Origin of the sequence: Lysobacter sp. FW306-1B-D06B (assembly GCF_038446665.1) — a bacterium.
Classification (GTDB): Bacteria; Pseudomonadota; Gammaproteobacteria; order Xanthomonadales; family Xanthomonadaceae; genus Lysobacter_J.
On record NZ_CP151802.1, the window covers coordinates 2,257,302 to 2,277,840 of the forward strand.

Below are 20,539 nucleotides of genomic sequence, written 5' to 3' on the forward strand. Positions count from 1 at the left end.
GCTCTCGTATGGTGCGGGTTTCCCGTCGCCGTAACCGTACGAATGGCCAGGAAGTTACGCCTCACCCTTGCCATTGTCGGTGCGTTGTCCTTGGCATGCGCCGCGACGCCTGCCGCCGCCCTGCAATCGCCCTCGTCGGTCACCCGTTTCGCCATTCCGGCCGGAACGCTCGACCATGCGCTGCAGTCGCTGGCCACGCAGAGTCGCGTGCAGGTGATGTACGCGCCCGAGCTGGTCGGGCAGCGCCGTTCCGCCGGCCTCCAGGCCAGCCTCTCCGCGGAGCAGGCGCTGTCCGTGCTGCTGCGCGACACCGGGCTGCGAGCGGTGCAGGTCACGCCCGGCGCCTTCCTGATCGAACGCGCGCCCGCGCCTGCCGTCGCGCCGCCGCCCCCGCCTGAGCCCGCGCGCGAGCCGGTGGAGCTGGCGACGGTCGAAGTCACCGGCACCCACATTCCGCGTGCCTCCATCGACGTGGTGACGCCCGCGCCGCTGACCCGCATCAGCCGCGCGCAGATCGAGGCCAGCGGTTACCAGACGCTGTTCGAACTGCTGAGCTACCAGCCCGGCATGATCAGCCACCACCCGGTGGACGTGGCGACCGACGGTGGCTTCCAGTCGCAGCAGCCGTTTGCCGCTGCGGCGACGACGAGCCTGTACGGGTTGGGGCCGCGCGCGACGCTGATCCTGATCGACGGCCGCCGCGTGGCGAACTACGGCCTGGCCTCGGCCGACCTGGGCGGGCTGACGGACCTCAACGGCATTCCGCTGACCATGGTCGATCGCATCGAGATCATGCGCGGCGGTGCGTCGGCCATCTACGGCGCCGACGCGATGGCCGGCGTGATCAACATCATCCTGAAGAAGCAGCAGACCGGCGGCGAGATCGCGATGCGCTACGGATTGTCCGAGCACGGCGACGCCGAACAGCGGCGGTTGTCGCTCAGCTACGGGCAGGAGACCGCGCGTGGCGGCAACTTCTTCCTCGCCGCCGACTACTTCCATCGCGACGCGCTGCAGGGCAGCGATCGCCAATGGCGCACCGCCGATCTGAGCCGTTACGGCCTGGCCGATCGACGCATTCCGCTTGGCTATTTCAGCTTCTTCGACATGGCGATCGTGCAGCCGCTGTGCCCGGATGACGTGCGCGACGCCGACGGCCAGTGCTTCCTCGACGTGCCGCGCTATCTCACGTTGCAGCCGGAGCTGGAAAGCGGCGCGGTGTACGCGCGCCTGCGACAGCCGCTGGGCGGGACGGTGGAGTTCGATGGCTCGCTGCGACTGGGTCAGGTGCAGCAACGCCTGCAGGCCGCACCGTTGCACGGCTCGATTCCGCTGCCGCCGGGGCATCCGGACGATCTGTTTCCCGACATGCCCACGCAGCTGGACTACGCCTTCTTCGACGTCGGCCCGGTGCGCAGTCGCAGCGACTCGCGCACGGTCGATCTCGACCTGGGCCTGTCGGGCCTGTGGCGCGAATGGGAATGGCGCGGCGGCGTCTCGCATCATCGCAACCGCGTCGACAACCAGATCGACGGGCTGATCAGCAACAGCGCGTTGTCGCAAGCGCTGATGGATTACAGCTACCGTTTCAACTCGCCCGACAACTCGCCCGAGGTGCTGGCCGCACTTTCGCCGCGCGTGGAAGTGGAGGGCGACGCGCGCTTCGATCAGTTCACCTTCGCGATCAACGGGCCGTGGTTCACGCTGCCGGGCGGACAGACGCAGACCGCCCTGGGCGTGGAATGGTCGCGCGACGCGCTGCGCAACGAGCCCGACCCGCGCATGCTCGACGGTGACGTGGCGCTGGGCGCGCAGAAGAGCCGCCTGGACGACCATCGCTACAGCTCGGCGTTCTACGCGGAAATGAGCCTGCCCATCGCCACCTGGTTGCACGCCGACGCGGCATGGCGCATCGATCATCGCGAGGGCTATGGCAGCGAAACTTCGCCGATGTTCGGGTTGAAGTGGAATCCGCTGGAGACGCTCACGGTACGCGCGACGTCGGCGACGGGTTACCGCGCGCCGTCGCTGTTCGAGCTGCGCCGCCCCAGCGTCGGCGGCGGCACGTTCGCGGCGGTCGAGGCCACGCCGGGCTTGGCGCCTTGCGCCATTCCGACCAACTTCGAAGGCGTCGACTACTGCATCGTCGAGCACGGTGCGATCGAGAACCCGAACCTGCAACCGGAAACCTCGCGCAGTCACACGCTGGGACTGGTGTGGGCGCCGACCGAATCGTTCGACCTGAGCCTGGATCGCTTCCGCATCCGCCGCCGCAACGAGATCGTCACCACCGACGCGGTGGCCGATCCGGAGTCCTTCCCGTTGTCGGTGGAGCGCGACGAGCAGGGTCAGCTGGTGGCGATCAACGACTACTTCACCAACGTCGGCCGCACCGAAGTGGAGGGTTGGGAACTGCAATCGGAGTACCGACTCGACACCACTGCCGCGGGCCGCTTCACGTTCCGGCTGGCGGCGAGTTACTTGTCGAAGCTGGAGCGCCAGCTCGATCCCGCTGCGCCGGCGCTGGACTACGCCGGGCATGGCTCGCCGCAACGCTCGGTGCTGGCCGGCATCGAATGGCTACGCGGCAACTGGGCGAGCGCACTCAACGTGCATCAGCTGGGGCCGGTGGAAATCGCCGCGCCGGGCAGGCCGTGCGCGACGCTCAACGCGGAAGCGGGCAAGTGCCGCACGCCGGCGTCGACGACGGCGGACGTGTACGTCGCGTATGGCGGCTTCGCGAACTGGCGCCTGTCGTTGAACATCGACAACGTGACCGACCGCGAGCCGCGCAACTACGATCCGGCGAAGGGCGGTTACGACATCGCCTACGACGATCCGCGCGGTCGCTTCTACCTGATCAGCGCCGCCTACAGCTTCTGAGGCGGGCGCTCGATTGCGGCCACGCCGGCGGGACGCCGGTCCGGCGTTGCTCGCCCTGATAGGCAGATGATCCCGTCCCGGCGTTCGCCGGGATAGCGCTCACAGACCTCTCCGCGCGCCGCGCGGCTCATCGGTCGTCAAAAAAACTTACCGAGCGAGGTAGGGGGGGCGCCACCCACCCGCGTTATGGAGTTCGTAACCGGATCAGGACGACGGATATGGACGTCTCCGCGCCAGGGATGGCGCACTTTTCCGGGGCGGTCGCGTAAGCGACCACGGTGCATGCGTACCAGGACGGTGCGTATCCGGCGGGAACCACGGGACCTGCCGGTCGGATCAAAGCGGACCCTGCCGCTGCGATCCCTTCTGGAGAAGCCCTGGACGGCTTCTCCAGACCCTCCCCCAGCGGCGCCATCCCCCGGTGTCGCAAAACGGAAAAAGGCCGCGATCGCTCGCGGCCTTTTTCTTTGCCCCGAAGAGGCGGTCGGCTTACGCCAGGCCGGCCTGCTTCATGACTTCGGCGGCGTAGTCTTCCACCACCTTCTCGATGCCTTCGCCGACGGCCAGGCGCTGCATGCCGACGACGTCGGCACCGGCGGCCTTCACCACCTGCTCGACGGTCTGGTTGGTGTCCAGCACGTACGGCTGGCCGTACAGCGTGACCTCGTTGACGATCTTGGCGATCTTGCCGCTGATGATCTTCTCCAGGATGTCGGCCGGCTTGGCCTTGTCCTTGTCGGACATCTTGGCCAGCTCGATTTCCTTTTCCTTCGCGACGAAGTCGGCCGGAACGTCCGACGCCTTGATGTGCGGCGGGTTCATCGCGGCGACGTGCATCGCCAGGCCGCGCGCCAGGTCGGCATCGCCGCCCTTGACCTCGACCAGCACGCCGATCTTGCCGCCGTGCACGTAGGCAGCGACGTTGTTGTCGGTGTCGGTGCGCGCGATGCGGCGGATCAGGATGTTCTCGCCGAGCTTGGCGATGGCGGCGGCGCGGGCTTCCTCGACGGTTTCGCCGGAGGCCAGCTTGGCGGCCTTCAGCGTTTCGACGTCGGCGGCGCCGGAGGCCAGGGCGGCCTGGGCGACGGCGTTGGCGAAGGCGATGAAGTTCTCGTCCTTGGCGACGAAGTCGGTCTCGGAGTTGATCTCGACCAGCACGGCCTTGCCGCCGGCCTGGGCGACGGCGATGCGGCCTTCGGCGGCCACGCGATCGGCCTTCTTGTCGGCCTTGGCCAGACCCGACTTGCGCAGCCACTCGGCCGCGGTGTCGATGTCGCCGTTGTTCTCGGTGAGCGCCTTCTTGCACTCCATCATGCCGGCGCCGGTGCGCTCGCGCAGTTCCTTGACCAGGGAAGCGGTGATTTCAGCCATGGGGTACCTCGAAAAATAGGGTAGGACGGGCTCGGGCCCGCCTTGAGAATCCGGATCGCGACGGCGGGCAGGCCCGTCCGTCGCGGAAAACGCCGTAGCGCCACGCAGGATCGCGTGGCCGCATGACGCGGGTCTTACTCGGCCGCTTCGGCCTTCTTGCCGGCAGCCTTCTTGGCCGGGGCGCGGCGCGGAGCCTTGCGGTCGCCTTCCTCGGTCTCGCCGGCTTCGGCGAAGTCTTCCTCGCGAACGCTGGCGGCCGACGGAGCGGCGGCCTTGCCTTCCAGCACGGCGTCGGCGGCGGCGCGGGCGTACAGCTGCACGGCGCGGATGGCGTCGTCGTTGCCCGGGATGGCGTAGTCGACCAGGGCCGGGTCGTAGTTGGTGTCGACGACGGCGACGACCGGGATGCCGAGCTTCTTGGCTTCCTTGATCGCAATGTCTTCGTGGCCGATGTCGATCACGAACAGCGCGTCGGGCAGGCGGTTCATGTCCTTGATGCCGCCCAGCGAGGCTTCCAGCTTGTCGCGCTCACGACGCAGGCCGAGCACTTCGTGCTTGACCAGCTTCTGGAACGTACCGTCGGTCTCGGCCGCTTCCAGCTCCTTCAGGCGCTGCACCGACTGCTTCACGGTGCGGAAGTTGGTCAGCGTGCCGCCCAGCCAACGCTGGTTCATGTACGGCATGCCGCAACGCTCGGCCTCTTCCTTGATCGACTCACGCGCCGAGCGCTTGGTGCCGAGGAACAGGATCATGCCGCGCTTCTGGGCGATGCCCGAGAGGAAGTTCATCGCGTCGTTGAACAGCGGAACGGTCTTCTCGAGGTTGATGATGTGGATCTTGCCGCGGGCGCCGAAGATGTACGGACCCATCTTCGGGTTCCAGTAGCGGGTCTGGTGGCCGAAATGGACGCCGGCTTCCAGCATCTGGCGCATGGTGATCTGGGGCATTGCTTGAACTCCAAGGCAGTGGAACCGTCCGCCGGGAAAGGGGTGGCGGTGCACCGGCGAGGGCCGGGGCAGGGGTTCCGGGGTTGGGCCTCCCCGCAGCGTTCGTGGCCGAACCGGCTTCCCTGGTGGGTTTCCGGCACCCCGGCACGACGTGTGGCTGCGGGTGTGTATTCGCCTGCGACCGGCTGGGCCGGATCGCTCTCGCCCTGGCGTGGGCGGCAGGGGTAGGCACGGGGCCGGCCACTGAGCCTCGGAATTGTAGCCGTAACGCAGTGTTACGGGCAACTTTGGCCATTCCCTGAGCCTGAACGGCCCTCGGATGGGCCATAATGCGGCCATGGCCATTACCGTCAAAACCCCCGAAGAGATCGAGAAGATGCGCGTCGCCGGCCGCCTGGCCGCCGAGGTGCTCCAGGTCGTCGCCCCGCACGTCAAGGCGGGCGTGACCACCGAGGAACTGGACCGCATCTGCCACGATCACATCGTCAACGTGCAGAAGGCGATCCCGGCCAACGTCGGCTACAAGGGATTCCCCAAGACCGTCTGCACCTCGGTCAACAACGTCATCTGCCATGGCATCCCGAGCGAGGCCAAGGTCCTGAAGGACGGCGACATCGTCAACATCGACGTCACCGTCATCAAGGACGGCTGGCACGGCGACACCAGCCGCATGTACGTGGTCGGCACGCCTTCGGTCATGGCCAAGCGCCTGGTCGACGTGACCCGCGAGGCGATGTTCCGCGGCATCCGCACGGTGAAGCCGGGCGCGACGCTGGGCGACATCGGCGCGGCGATCCAGGAGTACGCCGAGGGCGAACGCTTCAGCGTGGTGCGCGAGTACTGCGGCCACGGCATCGGCCGGATCTACCACGAAGACCCGCAGGTGCTGCATTACGGGCGCGCGGGCGAAGGGCTGGTGCTCAAGCCCGGCATGACCTTCACCATCGAGCCGATGATCAACGAGGGCTCGCGCTATACCAAGCTGCTGCCCGACGGCTGGACCGTGGTCACCAAGGACCGCAAGTTGTCCGCGCAATGGGAGCACACCGTCGCCGTTACCGACGATGGCGTGGACATCCTCACCCGCGTGCCGGGCGACGACAACGACCTATGACTGATCGCTCCGCCGCCGTCGATGAGCCTTCGGCGGCGCAGGATGCCGCTGGCCACGCGGCCGCGATCCGCAGCGCCATTGCCACGGTCGATGCGGGCCTGGCCAAGGCCTTCGACGCCGATCCCGATGCCGACATCGACCGCCTGCTCGCGGCGCGCGCCGGCGCGATGGACGCGCAGGTGCGCGCGGCATGGAAAGCGTGCATTCCCGACGACGCAGCGCTGGCATTGTTCGCCATCGGCGGCTACGGCCGCGCCGAGCTGTTCCCGCAATCCGACATCGACCTGCTGGTGCTGGCCGAGCCCGATGCGCAGGCCGCACACGCCGAGGCGCTCTCGCGCTTCGTCGCGCTGCTTTGGGATGGCGGCCTGCCGGTCGGCCACGCCGTGCGCTCCTCCACGCAGTGCACCGAAGCGGCCGCCGACATCACCGTGCTCACCTCGATGCTGGAGGCGCGCCCGCTGATCGCGCAGGTCGCGCACCTGCACACGTTGCAGGCGGCGATCACCCCCAGCCTGGTGTGGCCGGCGCGCGAGTTCTTCGCTGCCAAGCGCGAAGAACTGCGCCTGCGCCACGCGCGCTACGAAGACACCGCCGACAACCTCGAGCCGAATCTGAAGGAAGGCCCCGGCGGCCTGCGCGACGTGCAGACGCTGCGCTGGATGGCGCTGCGCATCGTCGGTACGGGCGACCTGGAATCGCTGGTCGCCATCGGCCAGTTCGGCGCGGACGAACTGGCCACGCTCGAACGCGAACGCCGTGCGCTGTCGCGCTTGCGCTTCGGCCTGCACCTGGTGGCCGGCAAGCGCGAGGAACGCTTGCGCTTCGATTACCAGAAGACGCTCGCGCAACGCCTGGGTCACGTCGACAACGCCGACAACCTCGCTGTCGAGCAGATGATGCAGGGCTTCTACCGCAGCGCCGCACTGGTGCAGCGCATCGGCGAGCGCCTGTTGCAGCGGTTCGAGGAGCAGATCGAAGGCGAGACCGCGCCGATTCCGATCGACCACGCGTTCGAATTGCGCCGCGACTACCTGGCTGCGCGCGACCCGCACTGGCCGCGCGACGCCTACGACGTGTTCGCGCTGTTCGCCGTCTGGGCCGCACACGACGCGGTGCGCGGACTGCATTCGCAGACGGCGCGCGCGCTGGCCGAATCGCTGTCGCGCGTGCCCGCGTTCCAGCAAGCCGAGCCCGCGCTGCGCGAACGTTTCCTGTCGCTGTTGCGCGGCCCGCATCCGGTGCATGCGCTGGAGCGCATGGCGCGCCTGGGCGTGCTGGGACGCTGGATTCCCGCGTTCGCCAAAGTTTCCGGGCGCATGCAGTTCGACCTGTTCCATGTCTTCACCGTGGACCAGCACACGCTGGCGGTGCTGCGCAATCTCGCGCGCTTCGCCTCGGGCATCGCCGATGAGCGCTTTTCCATCGCGCACGAAATCTGGCCGCGCCTGCGCAAGCCGGAGCTGCTGCTGCTGGCCGGTCTGTTCCACGACATCGGCAAAGGCCGTGGCGGCGATCATTCCGAACTCGGCGCCGACGACGCGCGCATTTTCTGCAGCACGATGGGCCTGTCGCAGGCCGACACCGCGCTGGTGGAATGGCTGGTGCGCCAGCACCTGCTGATGTCGGTCACCGCGCAGAAGCAGGACATCGCCGATCCCGAGGTGATCCACCGTTTCGCCGGCAAGGTGGCCGATCGCGAACGCCTGGACCATCTGTACCTGCTGACCTGCGCGGACATCGCCGGCACCTCGCCCAAGTTGTGGAACGCGTGGAAGGACCGGCTGCTCGCAGACCTCTACACCGCCACGCGACTGGCCTTGCGCCGCGGCCTGGAGCACCCGGTCGCCGGCAACGAACGCGCCGACGAAACGCGCGACGCGGCGCGCGCCATGCTGGCGACGATGGGCATCGGCGACGAACAGGTGGACGCGCTGTTCGCGCGCATGCCGCAGATCGGTTTCGAACGCGGGCGTCCCGACCAGATCGCCTGGCAGGCCGCATCGCTACGCGGCCTGGATGTCGGCCAGACGCTCGTGCGTGCCCGTGCGCTGGGCGAGCACGCCGGGGCATTGGAAGTGTTCGTGCATTCGCCCGACCGCGACGGCCTGTTCGCCGCCATCGTCGCCACGCTCGATCGCTGCGGCCTGGCGATCCAGCAGGCGCGCGTGCTCGACGGTCCCAACGGCATGGTGTTCGACAGTTTCGAAGTCGTGCCGATCGATCCGCGCTGTCCGCCTTCCACCGACGATGTCGAGCAGCGCCTGGGTGCCGCACTGGCCGGCGACCTCGACCGCATCAAGCCGGCGCGTCGTGCGCAGCCGCGCCACCTGAAGCATTTCCGCTTCGCGCCGCAGATCGGGTTCGACACGCTCGAAAGTGAATCCGGCACGCGCACGATGCTCAGCCTGGTGTGCCCCGACCGCCCCGGACTGCTGGCCGACGTGACGCACGCGATCCGCAGCCTGGGCCTGAGCGTGCACGATGCGCGCATCGCGACCTTCGGCGAGCGCGCCGAGGACGTGTTCCAGATCACCCACCCCCGCAACGGGCGCGACGGCGCGCTCGACGAAACGCAACGGCAGGCGCTGCGCGATGCCTTGCTCGCCTGCCTCGAAGGAGATTGTTGAATGGCTTTGCAGAAGAAGACCGCCCGCAAGACCGTGCGCAAGAAGGCCGAGCCGAAGGGGCCGGGCGTCGACGAACTCAAGTTCATGGTAGACAGCGCGTTCGAGCGCCGCGCGATGCTGACGCTGGACGAGATCGAAGGCTCCACGCGTCCGACGGTGGAGCGGGTGATCTCGGGTCTTGAAACCGGCGAATTCCGCGTCGCCGAGCCCGACGGCAAGGGCGGCTGGACGGTCAACGAGTGGCTGAAGAAGGCGGTGCTCCTGTACTTCCGCGTCAACGAGATGCAGATCGTCGACGGTTACCCCGCGCCGTATTGGGACAAGGTGCCGGCGCGTTTCGAAGGCTTCGGCGAGTCCGACTTCCGCAAGCTCGGCGCGCGCGTCGTGCCGGGCGCGATCGCGCGCCGCGGTGCGCACATCGGCAAGGACGTCGTGCTGATGCCGAGCTTCGTCAACATCGGCGCGCACGTGGGCGAGGGCACGATGGTCGACACCTGGGCGACGGTGGGTTCGTGCGCGCAGGTCGGCAAGCATTGCCACCTGTCCGGCGGCGCCGGCATCGGCGGCGTGCTGGAACCGCTGCAGGCCAGCCCGACGATCATCGAGGACCACTGCTTTATCGGCGCGCGTTCGGAAGTGGTGGAAGGCTTCGTCGTCGGCCATCACAGCGTGATCGGCATGGGCGTGTTCCTGGGCCAGAGCACGCGCGTCTACAACCGCGCCACTGGCGAGATCACCTACGGCTACGTACCGCCGTACAGCGTCGTCGTGTCCGGCCAGCTGCCGGCGAAGGACGGCTCGCACTCGCTGTACTGCGCCGTGATCGTCAAGCAGGTCGACGCGAAGACGCGCAGCAAGACCAGCATCAACGAGCTGCTGCGCGGGCTGGCGGAGTGAGCGACGGCATGACGACCACGCTCTACGGCCTGAGCAATTGCGACACCTGCAAGAAGGCTCGCAAGTGGCTGGACCGCTTCGGCATCGGTTATGCCTTCGTCGATTACCGCGACAACCGGCAGTCGCCGGACACGCTGGTGGAATGGAAGGACAAGCTCGGTGGCTGGGAGGCGATGATCAACAAGGCGTCCACCACCTGGCGCACGCTGCCCGACATCCGCAAGACGCCCGGTTCGGATGCCGAGTGGAAGCTGCTGCTGAAGGAATACCCGCAGCTGATCCGCCGCCCGCTGGTGGTCGCCGACGACGGCACCGTCACGCAGGGTTTCAGCGACAACGGCTTCAAGAAGCGCTTCGGGGTGGGTTCCCTTGGTTGAGCATGCAGCCGACGCGGGCGATGTCCTCGCGCTGACGAGCGACCTCATCGCGCGACGTTCCGTCACGCCCGAGGACGCCGGTTGCCAGGCGCTGATCGCGCGGCGCCTGCTCGCGGCGGGATTCCGTTGCGAGCACCTGCGCTTTGGCGACGTCGAAAACCTCTGGGCGGCGCATGGGTCCGATGGGCCGACGCTGGCGCTGCTCGGGCACACCGACGTGGTCCCGCCCGGTCCGCGCGAAATGTGGCACAGCGATCCCTTCGAGCCGGAGATTCGCGACGGCGTGCTCTACGGGCGCGGTGCGGCCGACATGAAGGGCAGCGTGGCGGCGTTCGTGGTGGCGCTGGAGCGTTTCGTCGCCGCGCATCCCGATCACCCGGGGCGCGTCGCGTTGCTGGTGACCTCCGACGAGGAAGGCGACGCGGTGGACGGCGTGCGCCAGGTCGCCGAAGCGTTCCGCAAGCGCGGCGAGCGCATCGACTGGTGCATCACCGGCGAGCCCTCGTCGAAGGCGGTGCTGGGTGATCTTTTGCGCGTGGGCCGACGCGGCACGCTGTCGGCAACGCTCACGGTGGTGGGCGTGCAGGGGCATGTGGCGTATCCGGAAAAGGCGCGCAATCCGATCCATCAGGCGATGCCAGCGCTGGCCGAACTTGCCGCGCGAAGCTGGGATGACGGATTCGAAACCTTCCCGCCCACCAGTCTGCAGATCAGCAACATCCACGCGGGCACCGGCGCGAACAACGTGATTCCGGGCGAGCTGCAGGTGTTGTTCAACCTGCGCTTCAATCCGAACTGGCGCGCGGAGCAGCTCGAACGCGAGTGCGAGGACGTGCTGCGCCGCCACGGACTGGAATACCAGGTGCGCTGGCATCGCGGTGGTGAACCGTTCTACACACCCGAAGGCCCGCTGCGTGCCGCGGCGCGTGCGGTGCTGGGTCGCTACTGCGGCGGTGTGCCGGAGGAGAGCACCGGCGGCGGAACCTCCGACGCGCGCTTCATCGCGCCGCTGGGCGCGCAATGCATCGAGATCGGGCCGGTCAACGCGAGCATCCACAAGGTGGACGAGAACGTCGCCGTTGCGGACCTGGAGCGGCTGCCGGGGCTGTATCGCGAGTTGATCGAGCGGATGCTGCTGGCCTGATTCGGCGAGCGCGGGTGCCGAACTCCACCGTGCTGTCGTTCCCGCGAAGGCGGGAACCCAACCTTCCGACGCGTCATGCGCGCCGGAAGGCGGAACTCCATCGGATGCATGGATTCCCGCCTTCGCGGGAATGACAGCCTCAACAGCGCATTCGCACCATGCGGAAGACGTCTCAGCGCGTCCCGCCCGGCACGAGCTTCATCGCGTACTTCGTTTCCTGCGGCAGGAATGGCGTCGGCCGCCCGTGCACCCAGTCGTCGTGCCCCGCGCCCCAGAACGGCGACATCGGGTGCCCGCTCTGGCCGCCGGGCATGTGGATGATGCCGTCGGCCTCGTGGCCGGGTGCGACGACCATGCGCTCGGAAGCGCCGAAGTTCGGGCCCTGCACGCGCGGCATGCCGCTGTCGCCGGGCAGCTCGTCCGCCGGCATGCACAGCGAGGACTTCACTGCGGCCGGCAAAGCGCGCGACAGCGGGTGGCAGATCTTCGCGGTGTTGCGTTCGCCCCAGGTGCGTTTCGCGATCGGGCCGTCCGTCGCCAGTTCATCGCGCACTTCGCGCGCGGCGTCCTCGAACAGCGCTTCCCACGAAGCAAAGCGGCGCGGCAGCAGGTTCGCCGGACGCTGCGTCACCAGCGGCCAGGCCACGCCTTCGAAATGCGAGAGGTTCGGCATTTCGAACTTGTCGCCCAGCGCCGCGTGCGCCGGTGCGGTCAGGCCGTCGAGCAGGCGGTCGTGCACCGCGAGCCGCCACGCGCGGACGACGCGGTAGCTCACCGAATCGGCGCTCGCGCGGCCCTGCCAAGTCGATGCGGCGGCGGCGAGTTCGTGCAGCGCCGGCGTCTTCGCCGCGCCGTCGCGCTCGCGCAGCAGCGTCCACCAGCGCTTGAGGAACAACGCCCGGTCATCGAGCTGGATGGCGAGCAGGTCGCGCTCGGTGAAACGATCCTTGGCGAACAGGCCGTCGCGGATCTGCTTCGCGCGTGCGCCGTTGGCGTAGCCACCGTCGCCGACGCGCGCGAGCAGCGCGCCATCGACCACGCGCGAATTCGCTGTCCACACGCGCTGCACGGTGCCGATGGGCAATGCGGTGCCGGAGGCCGTGGTGATGGGCCACGGCGCGCACGTCGCCGGTTCGACGACCTGCGTCGGATCGCAGCCTGCGCCGCGTTGCGGCATCGGCCCCAGCAGGCGCCAGGTGATGCGCCCCTGGCTGTCACCGATGGCGAGGTTCTGCGCGGGGATCGCGGTGCGGTCGGCCATCGCCAGCGCGTCGTCGAGCGAGCGGGCGTGCAGGAAATCGGCCAGGCCCAGGTTCATCGAGCCGGGCTGCTGGGCGATCCAGCGCAGCGCGAGGCTGCTGCCGTCGTCCTCGCGATGCAGGATCGGGCCCCATTGTGTCTCGTCGACCGGGAACTCGACATCGTCCGAACCCGCCACGCGAATGATCTCGACCGTGCTCGTCGCGCCCGCGCAGCTGTCGTCGTCGCAATCGGGCACGCGCTTCCAGTCGGCCCAGTCGCCGTAGCTGTTGGTGAAGCCCCAGGCGACATGGCCGTTGCTGCCCACCACCAGCGCCGGCAGGCCGGGCAGGGTGAAGCCGTTGGCGTCGACGCGGCCGTCCGGTGCGCGCGCGTCCGGATAGCGCAGACGCGCGCGGAACCAGATGTTGGGTGCGCGCAGGCCCAGGTGCATGTCGTCGGCCACGATCGCGCGACCGTCGGCCGTGAGCTGGCCCGATACGGCGAAGTTGTTGCTGCCCACGTCGGAGCGCTCCGGCACGTCGGCCGGGCGCGGGCCTTCCTGCATCGGCAGCTGGCGCAGATCGACGATATCCGCGCCGGGCAGCGTGGCGTCGCCGCGCGGGCGACCGGCCAGTGGCGCGTCCCAGCTCGTGCCGTCGTGTGCGAGCAATGCATACAGCGCTTGCGGCAGATGCGGGCGGATGCGCCACATCGCCAGTTCGCGCTCGTTCTTCGCGTCCTGCAGGTCGAAGTACATCGCATAGCCGACCAGCACCGAATCGGACAGCGTCCATGCCTCGGGCTGCGTACGCAGCAGCAGGTACGGCCACGGCCGCACCTTCAATGCGCCGACACCGGCGTTGACGCCGTCGACGTAGGACTGGGCCATCGCGCGCTTGTCGCCGAGGATCGCGTCGAGGTCGCGCGTCACGCGCGCACGCATCCGGTGCACGCGATGTTCCTTGTCCACGCCGATCGCGACCGGGCCGAACAGCGCCGCCAGCTCGCCCGAGGCGGTGCGCCGCAGCAGGTCCATTTCGAAGTAGCGTTCCTGCGCGTGCACGTAGCCGAGCGCGCGCATGGCGTCGTTCTCGTTGGCGGCCTCCACGGTCACCACACCGTTCGCGTCGCGCTGGATCGTCACCGGCGCCGACAGGCCGGGCAGGGCGACCTCGCCCTCCAGACGCGGCAGGCTGCCGCGCATCAGCCACCACACGCCCAGCACCGCGACCACCACCAGCAGCACCAGCGCGATCAGCACGCGCCCGATCCACTTCTTCATAGAACCTTCGCCCGATGTTTCCCCGGGGCCGAGCTTATCCGATGGACGGCGACACGGTCGCGCCCCGGCCCCTTGCATGCGGCGCCGGAGTGCCGCAGGATCGGGCCATGTCTTCCGTCCAGGCCACCGCCTACATCGCCGCCGCCGCGCTCCGCGGCCGCATCGCGTTGGGCCTGAACAATAACAACCGCAATAACGCCAGCCTCCCGCGGGCCGGTGATTAGCGCGTGTAACAGACCGCACTAGCACCCACGAAGCCCGCGCCGAAAAGCGCGGGCTTCGTCGTTTCAGGCCCCTTCAATCCCGTCCACCCTCAAGGAAATCCCGTCATGTGTTCGATCCTCGGCATCTTCGGCCTCCAACCCGGCGACGACGTGCAGGCCCTGCGCCGCCGTGCGCTGGAGCTCTCGCAACGCCAGCGCCACCGCGGCCCGGACTGGAGCGGTGTGCATCTGGACGAGGGCGCGATCCTCGTCCACGAGCGCCTGGCCATCGTCGACCCGGCCGGCGGTTCGCAGCCGTTGCGTTCGGCCGACGGCGAGCTGGTGCTCGCGGTCAACGGCGAGATCTACAACCATCGCGAACTGAAGCAGGCGTTGACGCAGCCGTACGCGTTCCAGACCGGCTCGGACTGCGAGGTCATCAGCGCGCTGTATCGCGAACGCGAGGACATCGCCGGCTGGCTCAACGCGCTGAACGGGATCTTCGCCTTCGCCCTGTGGGACCGCACGCATCACCGCTTCCTCATCGCCCGCGACCCCATCGGCGTTTGCCCGCTGTACTGGGGCCACGACCGCGACGGACGCCTGTGCGTTGCCTCGGAGATGAAAGCGCTGGCGGATACCTGCGCGGACGTCGCGCAATTCCCGCCGGGCCATTACTACGACAGCGATCGCGGCGAACCGGTGCGGTACTACGAACGGCCGTGGCGCGATTACGGCGCCACCCACGGCGTCGAAGTGCAGAAGCAGGAGCTGCGTGAAGCCTTCGAGCGCGCCGTGCATCGCCAGCTGATGAGCGACGTGCCCTACGGCGTGCTGCTGTCCGGCGGGCTGGACTCCTCGCTGGTCGCGGCCGTCGCCGCACGCTTCGCGCGCAAGCGCATCGAGGACAACGACACGACCGAAGCGTGGTGGCCGCGTCTGCACTCGTTCGCGATCGGGCTGGACGGCTCGCCGGATCTTGCCGCCGCCGAAGTCGCGGCGAAAGCGCTCGGCACGGTGCATCACGGCTTCACGTACACGTTCGAAGAAGGCCTGGATGCGCTGCCTGAAGTGATCCGCCACATCGAAACCTACGACGTCACCACGATCCGCGCTTCCACGCCGATGTTCCTGCTCGCACGACGCATCAAGGCGATGGGCGTGAAGATGGTGCTGTCGGGCGAGGGCAGCGACGAGGTGTTCGGCGGCTACCTGTACTTCCACAAGGCGCCCGACGCGCGTGAGTTCCACGAGGAAACCGTGCGCAAGCTCGACGCGCTGTACAACTACGACTGCCTGCGCGCGAACAAGTCGATGATGGCGTGGGGCGTGGAGCCGCGCGTGCCGTTCCTGGACGTGGAATTCCTCGAGGTGGCGATGCGCATGGACGCCGCGCACAAGATGGTGCGTTCGCGCGCCGACGGGCGCCGCGGCATCGAGAAGGCGATCCTGCGCGAAGCCTTCGAAGGCTATCTGCCCGATTCGATCCTGTGGCGACAGAAGGAGCAGTTCAGCGACGGCGTCGGTTACGGCTGGATCGACGGCTTGAAGGCGCACGCTGAAGCCCAGGTCAGTGATCGCGTGTTCGCCGCCGCGACCAGCCGTTTTCCGGTGAATCCGCCGACGACGAAGGAGGCGTATCTGTACCGCCACATCTTCGAGCAGTTCTTCCCGGGAGTGGCCTGCGCGCAGACGGTGCCGGGCGGCAAGTCGATCGCGTGTTCCTCGCCGGCGGCGATCGCCTGGGACGCGGCCTTCGCGAAGATGGCCGACCCGTCCGGTCGTGCCGTGGCGGGTGTGCACGAGGCGGCGCTGTAGGCGCTGGAGCGCCGCGGCGGAGGCTTCCCGCCGCGGCTACTGCGACTGATTCCGATTTGAACGCGGCCCGCCACGATCGGGCAACATGCAGGCCTGGAAAGGAGGTTCCCCCATGAAAGGCCATCCCGAAGTCGTCGATTACCTGAAGCTCCTGCTGCGCGGCGAGTTGGCCGCACGCGACCAGTACTTCATCCATTCGCGCCGCTACGAGGACATGGGATTGCTGTCGCTGTACGAGCGCATCAACCACGAGATGCAGGAAGAGACCGAGCATGCCGATGCGCTGCTGCGGCGCATCCTCTTCCTGGAGGGCGATCCGGACATGCGTCCGGACGCGTTCGTCGCCGGTCACACGGTCGAGGAAATGCTGCAGCGCGACCTCGAAGTGGAATACCACGTGCGCGCGGCGCTCGCGAAGGGCATGGCGCTGTGCGAACAGCATGGCGATTACGTCAGCCGCGAGATCCTGCGCGTGCAGCTGCAGGACACCGAGGAAGACCACGCGCATTGGCTGGAGCAGCAACTCGGCCTGATCAAGCGCCTGGGCGTCCAGAACTACCTGACGGCGCGCCTGGCGCAGAAGCCGTCGGAACAGGAGTAAGTCGTCGCAGTGTTGTAGCCCGGGTAAGCGAAGCGCACCCGGGGCCCGACATGGCTGCACCCCCGGTGCGCTTCGCTTACCCGGGCTACGTGAGTTTTCGCCGCAAGGCGTACACCACCGTGTCCAGTGCGGTGACGCCTTCGTCGATGAATTTCTGCTGCGTCGCGAGGATGTCGCGGCGTTCCAGCGTGGTGATGTCCCAGTCGCGCGAATAAAGTTCGCGCACTTCGTCCTCGACCACGCTGAAGGGCGGGCCGTCCTTCTCGTGCTGCGGATACTCCAGCGACACCAGCAGCCCGCGGCAGTGCGAGGGCAGGCGCGCGTAGAGCTCGTGCACGTAGCGGCGGCGCAGGTCGGCCGGCAGGGCGATCAGCGCCGCGCGGTCGAACACGGCGCCGCAGTCGGACAGGATCGCTTCGTCGAGGCCGAAGGCGTCGCCGCAGATCAGTTCGATGTTTCCGGCGCAGTAGTGCGTGCCGTACTTCGACTCGCTCAGCTCCGCGGTGACGCCCTGTTCGGCGAAGAACGCCTCCACCGCGATCCGCGAAAGCTCCACGCCGAGCACGCGATGGCCCTGCGCGGCGAACCACGCCATGTCGAGCGTCTTGCCCGCCAGCGGCACGAACACGCGCGTGTCCGATGCGATACCGAGCGAGGACCAATGCTTGAGCATCAGCGGCGTCGGCGTGTCCTGGTGGAAGCCGATCTGGTTGTCGTGCCAGCGCTGGTGCCAGAAGTCGTGCTGCATGGGCGATCCTGTGGGTGGGTGAGGCGGCATCCGCCTGTGGCCCGTCATCCCGGCGAAGGCCGGGATCCAGGCCCGTAACGCTCAAGAAGAAGGCGCGCTTGGAAGCGGAAACCGTGATGGCCTGGATACCGGCCTTCGCCGGTATGACAGGGCCTCAAGAACGTGGACGCGCGGATGGCGCGTCCGTCATCACTCCACCGCCAACCCCTCGACCTTCTGCCACCCTCGCGGCAGCAGCCCGCCACGCGTGGCGCGTGCGCCGAGGTAAGTGTCCAGGTCCTTGAACGACAGCGACATCGTGCGCGTACCCGACTTCACCACCAGCGTGCCGCCCGCCGAGACGACGGCGACGGCGACCACGCGCTCGGTGCCGAGCTTCGCCTTTGGAATGTCGATGAGCTTGTTGCCCTTGCCCTTGTCGAGTTCCGGCAGCTCGCCGACCGGGAACGCCAGCAGGTGGCCGACGTTGGTGACCACGGCGATGCGGTCCTGTTCGACGTCCGTCACGGGCGCTGGCTGCACGACCTTCGCCCCCGGAGTGAGCGAGAGCATCGCCTTGCCGGCTTTGTTGCGGCCGGTGAGGTTCTCGAAACGGGTGACGAAACCGTAGCCGTGGCTGGAGGCCAGCACGAAGCGGGTGTCGTTGTCGCCGCTGGCCAGCGCCTGGAACGACGCACCCGGCGCCGGCGAGAATCGGCCGGTGAGCGGTTCGCCGTTGCCGCGCGCCGACGGCAGAGAATGCACGACCGTGGAATACGCGCGGCCGGTCGAATCCAGGAAGGCCACCTGCTGCGTGCTGCGGCTCTTCACCGCCGCCAGCAATTCGTCGCCGTCGCGATAGCTCAGCGCGCCGGCGTCCACATCGTGGCCCTTGGCGGCGCGCACCCAGCCCTTCTCGCTGATGACGACGGTCATCGGTTCGCTGGCGACCAGCTCGGTCTCGCTCAACGCCTGCGCCGCACCGCGCGCGACCAGCGGCGAACGGCGGGCGTCGCCGAACTTCTTCGCATCGGCCAGCAGTTCGTCCTTGACCAGCTTCTTCAGCTTCGCCTTGCTTTCCAGGGTGGCGATGATGCGCTCGCGTTCGGCCTTGAGTTCGTCCTCTTCGCCGCGGATCTTCATCTCTTCCAGGCGCGCGAGCTGGCGCAGCTTGGTTTCGAGGATGTAGTCGGTCTGCTCCTCGCTGAGCTTGAAGCGCTTCATCAGCGCCGGCTTGGGCTCGTCCTCGGTGCGGATGATGCGGATCACTTCATCCAGGTTGAGGAACGCGACCAGCAAGCCTTCCAACAGGTGCAGGCGACGCTCGACCTTGTCCAGGCGATGCTTCAGGCGGCGCGTCACCGTGTCGGTGCGGAAGGCCAACCACTCGGTCAGCAACGCCTTCAGGCCCTTGACCTGCGGGCGGCCGTCGCGACCGATGATGTTGAAGTTGACGCGGAAGCTCTTCTCCAGATCCGTCGTCGCGAACAGGTGGCCCATCAGCTGTTCCGCATCGACGCGGTTGCTGCGCGGCACCAGCACGATGCGCGTCGGGTTGGCATGGTCGGACTCGTCGCGGATGTCCTCCAGCCACGGCAGCTTCTTGGCGCGCATCTGCGTGGCGATCTGTTCGATCACCTTGCCCGGCGAGGTCTGGTAGGGAAGGGCGGTGATGACCAGGTTCGGGCCGTCCTTCACGTAGATCGCGCGGGCGCGCACGCTGCCCAGGCCGGTCTCGTACATCTGCTGAAGGTCGGCGGCCGGCGTGATGATCTCCGCCGCCGTCGGGTAGTCCGGGCCGCGCACGTGCTCGCACAGGTCGCGCGTGGTGGCGTCGGGGTCGTCCAGCAGGCGCACGCAGGCGCTGACAACTTCGTTGAGGTTGTGCGGCGGCACGTCGGTGGCCATGCCGACCGCGATGCCGGTGGTGCCGTTGAGCAGCAGGTGCGGCAAGCGCGCCGGCATCCACGAGGGTTCTTCCAGCGTGCCGTCGAAGTTCGGCGTCCAGTCCACCGTGCCCTGGCCGAGTTCGCCCAGCAGCACTTCGGCGATCGGCGTCAGCTTGGCCTCGGTGTAGCGCATGGCGGCGAAGGACTTGGGATCGTCGGTCGAACCGAAGTTGCCCTGGCCTTCCACCAGCGGGTAGCGGTACGAGAACGGCTGGGCCATCAGCACCATCGCCTCGTAGCAGGCGCTGTCGCCGTGCGGATGGTACTTACCGATGACGTCGCCGACGGTGCGCGCGGACTTCTTCGGCTTGGACGCCGCGTTGAGGCCCAGCTCGCTCATCGCATAAATGATGCGGCGCTGCACCGGCTTGAGCCCGTCGCCGAGGAACGGCAGGGCGCGGTCGAGCACCACGTACATCGAGTAATCGAGGTAGGCGCGCTCGGCGTATTCGCGCAGCGGGATCTGTTCGAAGCCGTGGAAAGCCGGACGGACGGTGTCGTTCATTTAGCGGTGCAGACCGGGAAAGAGTCGTCGAGACAGTGATTCTAGCGGTGTGCCGCGCCCGTGGCCCGACACACCGCCACGGTTCAGCGGTGCAGTTCGCCCGAGGCTTCGGGTTGATAGCGGATCGACAGCACGTGCAGGCGGATCGTGCGACCGCCCGGCACCGGCCATTCGATCGCATCGCCCACGCGCATGCCCAGCAGCGCGCTGCCGACCGGCGCCAGGATCGACACCTTCTCCGCACTGCCGTCGGCGTCGCGCGGGAACACCAGGGTCATTTCATGCTCCTCGCCGCTGGTTTCGTCGCGGAAACGCGCGGTGGAGTTCATCGTGATCACGTCCGGCGGCATCTGCGCCGGCTCGACGATCTGCGCGCGCTCCAGCTCGGCTTCCAGCGCGGAGGTGTCGACGGCCTGCGCGGCGGGCGTCTCGAGCAGCGATTCGATGCGCTCCACGTCCAGGCGTGACATCAGCAGCGGCGGGGGATTGGGGACGGACATTTACGGCTCTCCAAACAGCGCGGGCGCCGCACCGGGTGGTGCGCCGCCCGCAGACGAAAGATGTCCGGCGACCATAGCCCCGAACCGGCCGCGGCTTCAAGCCGACAAAGCCGGAAGTAGGGGTTGCGGGCGGGGCGCTGTGCGGCGACTGGCGCGAGTGGCTGCGAATGTGAAAATTTTCGTGACGAGGCGTTGACAAGCCGCCCGCCGCGACGCAACATACGCGGCCTCGCACGGCACAAATCGTTGCGAAGCCCAGGTGGCGGAATTGGTAGACGCACTAGTTTCAGGTACTAGCGGGTAAAACCGTGGAGGTTCGAGTCCTCTCCTGGGCACCACACCATAGCCG

14 protein-coding genes and 1 tRNA gene are annotated in these 20,539 nt (G+C 68.0%); 9 read left to right on the forward strand and 6 right to left on the reverse strand.

The annotated features are described in order from the left end of the window. The first annotated feature begins 42 nt into the window (after positions 1 to 42). Positions 43 to 2,883: a TonB-dependent receptor gene (locus AAFF32_RS10455; protein WP_216958776.1), complete on the forward strand. Its 2,841-nt coding sequence runs from the start codon at positions 43 to 45 to the stop codon at positions 2,881 to 2,883. Positions 2,884 to 3,372: 489 nt separating this feature from the next. On the opposite strand, the gene tsf is transcribed toward AAFF32_RS10455, so the two are convergent. Both tsf and rpsB read right to left on the reverse strand, forming a co-directional pair. Beyond that, complete coding sequence (gene tsf, locus AAFF32_RS10460) at positions 3,373 to 4,254, reverse strand: translation elongation factor Ts (protein ID WP_216958773.1); 882 nt, start codon at positions 4,252 to 4,254, stop codon at positions 3,373 to 3,375. 134 nt (positions 4,255 to 4,388) lie between these two features. Next, on the reverse strand, positions 4,389 to 5,201 hold the full coding sequence (gene rpsB / locus AAFF32_RS10465; protein ID WP_216958770.1) for a 30S ribosomal protein S2: 813 nt from the start codon (positions 5,199 to 5,201) through the stop codon (positions 4,389 to 4,391). Positions 5,202 to 5,520: 319 nt separating this feature from the next. On the opposite strand from rpsB, the gene map reads away from it, so the two are divergent. The 5 genes from map to dapE are packed head-to-tail and all read left to right on the forward strand — an operon-like array spanning position 5,521 to position 11,363. Beyond that, positions 5,521 to 6,315 (forward strand): type I methionyl aminopeptidase, encoded by a 795-nt coding sequence (map, locus tag AAFF32_RS10470; protein ID WP_342315163.1) that lies wholly within the window; start codon positions 5,521 to 5,523, stop codon positions 6,313 to 6,315. Continuing rightward, on the forward strand, positions 6,312 to 8,945 hold the full coding sequence (glnD, locus tag AAFF32_RS10475; protein WP_342315164.1) for a [protein-PII] uridylyltransferase: 2,634 nt from the start codon (positions 6,312 to 6,314) through the stop codon (positions 8,943 to 8,945). Before map ends, glnD begins: the two co-directional genes overlap by 4 nt. Continuing rightward, positions 8,946 to 9,842, forward strand: a complete 897-nt coding sequence (gene dapD / locus AAFF32_RS10480; RefSeq protein ID WP_216958761.1) for a 2,3,4,5-tetrahydropyridine-2,6-dicarboxylate N-succinyltransferase — start codon at positions 8,946 to 8,948, stop codon at positions 9,840 to 9,842. It abuts the gene before it with no gap. An 8-nt stretch (positions 9,843 to 9,850) separates the two neighbouring features. Continuing rightward, on the forward strand, positions 9,851 to 10,219 hold the full coding sequence (locus AAFF32_RS10485; RefSeq protein WP_342315165.1) for a Spx/MgsR family RNA polymerase-binding regulatory protein: 369 nt from the start codon (positions 9,851 to 9,853) through the stop codon (positions 10,217 to 10,219). Beyond that, positions 10,212 to 11,363: a succinyl-diaminopimelate desuccinylase gene (gene dapE, locus AAFF32_RS10490; RefSeq protein WP_342315166.1), complete on the forward strand. Its 1,152-nt coding sequence runs from the start codon at positions 10,212 to 10,214 to the stop codon at positions 11,361 to 11,363. Before AAFF32_RS10485 ends, dapE begins: the two co-directional genes overlap by 8 nt. A 172-nt stretch (positions 11,364 to 11,535) precedes the next feature. Here dapE and AAFF32_RS10495 read toward each other — a convergent pair whose 3' ends face one another. Beyond that, on the reverse strand, positions 11,536 to 13,887 hold the full coding sequence (locus tag AAFF32_RS10495; RefSeq protein ID WP_342315167.1) for a penicillin acylase family protein: 2,352 nt from the start codon (positions 13,885 to 13,887) through the stop codon (positions 11,536 to 11,538). Positions 13,888 to 14,216: 329 nt separating this feature from the next. Here AAFF32_RS10495 and asnB point away from each other — a divergent pair, with 329 nt between their 5' ends. Beyond that, the gene (gene asnB / locus AAFF32_RS10500; RefSeq protein ID WP_342315168.1) at positions 14,217 to 15,908 is read left to right on the forward strand and encodes an asparagine synthase B; all 1,692 of its coding nucleotides are present in this window, start codon (positions 14,217 to 14,219) and stop codon (positions 15,906 to 15,908) included. 112 nt (positions 15,909 to 16,020) lie between these two features. Next, entirely contained in the window at positions 16,021 to 16,509 is a 489-nt protein-coding gene (gene bfr, locus AAFF32_RS10505; RefSeq protein ID WP_216958747.1) for a bacterioferritin, read from the forward strand. Between the two features lie 85 nt (positions 16,510 to 16,594). Here the strand turns inward: bfr and AAFF32_RS10510 are convergent, their stop codons facing one another. From AAFF32_RS10510 to rnk, 3 genes are all read right to left on the reverse strand, one after another. Then, a complete protein-coding gene (locus AAFF32_RS10510; protein WP_216958744.1) occupies positions 16,595 to 17,257 on the reverse strand; it encodes a thiopurine S-methyltransferase in 663 nt (220 codons plus the stop codon). A 189-nt stretch (positions 17,258 to 17,446) separates the two neighbouring features. Further along, positions 17,447 to 19,690 carry a DNA topoisomerase IV subunit A gene (gene parC / locus AAFF32_RS10515; RefSeq protein ID WP_216958740.1) on the reverse strand — a complete coding sequence of 748 codons (2,244 nt, stop codon included), beginning with the start codon at positions 19,688 to 19,690 and terminating at the stop codon, positions 17,447 to 17,449. Between the two features lie 83 nt (positions 19,691 to 19,773). Then, entirely contained in the window at positions 19,774 to 20,190 is a 417-nt protein-coding gene (gene rnk, locus AAFF32_RS10520) for a nucleoside diphosphate kinase regulator (protein ID WP_216958738.1), read from the reverse strand. A gap of 253 nt (positions 20,191 to 20,443) precedes the next feature. Here rnk and AAFF32_RS10525 point away from each other — a divergent pair. Beyond that, positions 20,444 to 20,528, forward strand: a tRNA-Leu gene (locus AAFF32_RS10525). The last annotated feature ends 11 nt before the right edge of the window (positions 20,529 to 20,539 follow it).

Excerpts from the sequence above, each read along its gene's own strand:
- AAFF32_RS10455 (WP_216958776.1), top strand. The coding sequence starts at position 43 with ATGGCCAGGAAGTTACGCCTCACCCTTGCCATTGTCGGTGCGTTGTCC.
- tsf (WP_216958773.1), bottom strand. The coding sequence starts at position 4,254 with ATGGCTGAAATCACCGCTTCCCTGGTCAAGGAACTGCGCGAGCGCACC.
- rpsB (WP_216958770.1), bottom strand. The coding sequence starts at position 5,201 with ATGCCCCAGATCACCATGCGCCAGATGCTGGAAGCCGGCGTCCATTTC.
- map (WP_342315163.1), top strand. The coding sequence starts at position 5,521 with ATGGGCCATAATGCGGCCATGGCCATTACCGTCAAAACCCCCGAAGAG.
- glnD (WP_342315164.1), top strand. The coding sequence starts at position 6,312 with ATGACTGATCGCTCCGCCGCCGTCGATGAGCCTTCGGCGGCGCAGGAT.
- dapD (WP_216958761.1), top strand. The coding sequence starts at position 8,946 with ATGGCTTTGCAGAAGAAGACCGCCCGCAAGACCGTGCGCAAGAAGGCC.
- AAFF32_RS10485 (WP_342315165.1), top strand. The coding sequence starts at position 9,851 with ATGACGACCACGCTCTACGGCCTGAGCAATTGCGACACCTGCAAGAAG.
- AAFF32_RS10495 (WP_342315167.1), bottom strand. The coding sequence starts at position 13,887 with ATGAAGAAGTGGATCGGGCGCGTGCTGATCGCGCTGGTGCTGCTGGTG.
- asnB (WP_342315168.1), top strand. The coding sequence starts at position 14,217 with ATGTGTTCGATCCTCGGCATCTTCGGCCTCCAACCCGGCGACGACGTG.
- bfr (WP_216958747.1), top strand. The coding sequence starts at position 16,021 with ATGAAAGGCCATCCCGAAGTCGTCGATTACCTGAAGCTCCTGCTGCGC.
- AAFF32_RS10510 (WP_216958744.1), bottom strand. The coding sequence starts at position 17,257 with ATGCAGCACGACTTCTGGCACCAGCGCTGGCACGACAACCAGATCGGC.
- parC (WP_216958740.1), bottom strand. The coding sequence starts at position 19,690 with ATGAACGACACCGTCCGTCCGGCTTTCCACGGCTTCGAACAGATCCCG.
- rnk (WP_216958738.1), bottom strand. The coding sequence starts at position 20,190 with ATGTCCGTCCCCAATCCCCCGCCGCTGCTGATGTCACGCCTGGACGTG.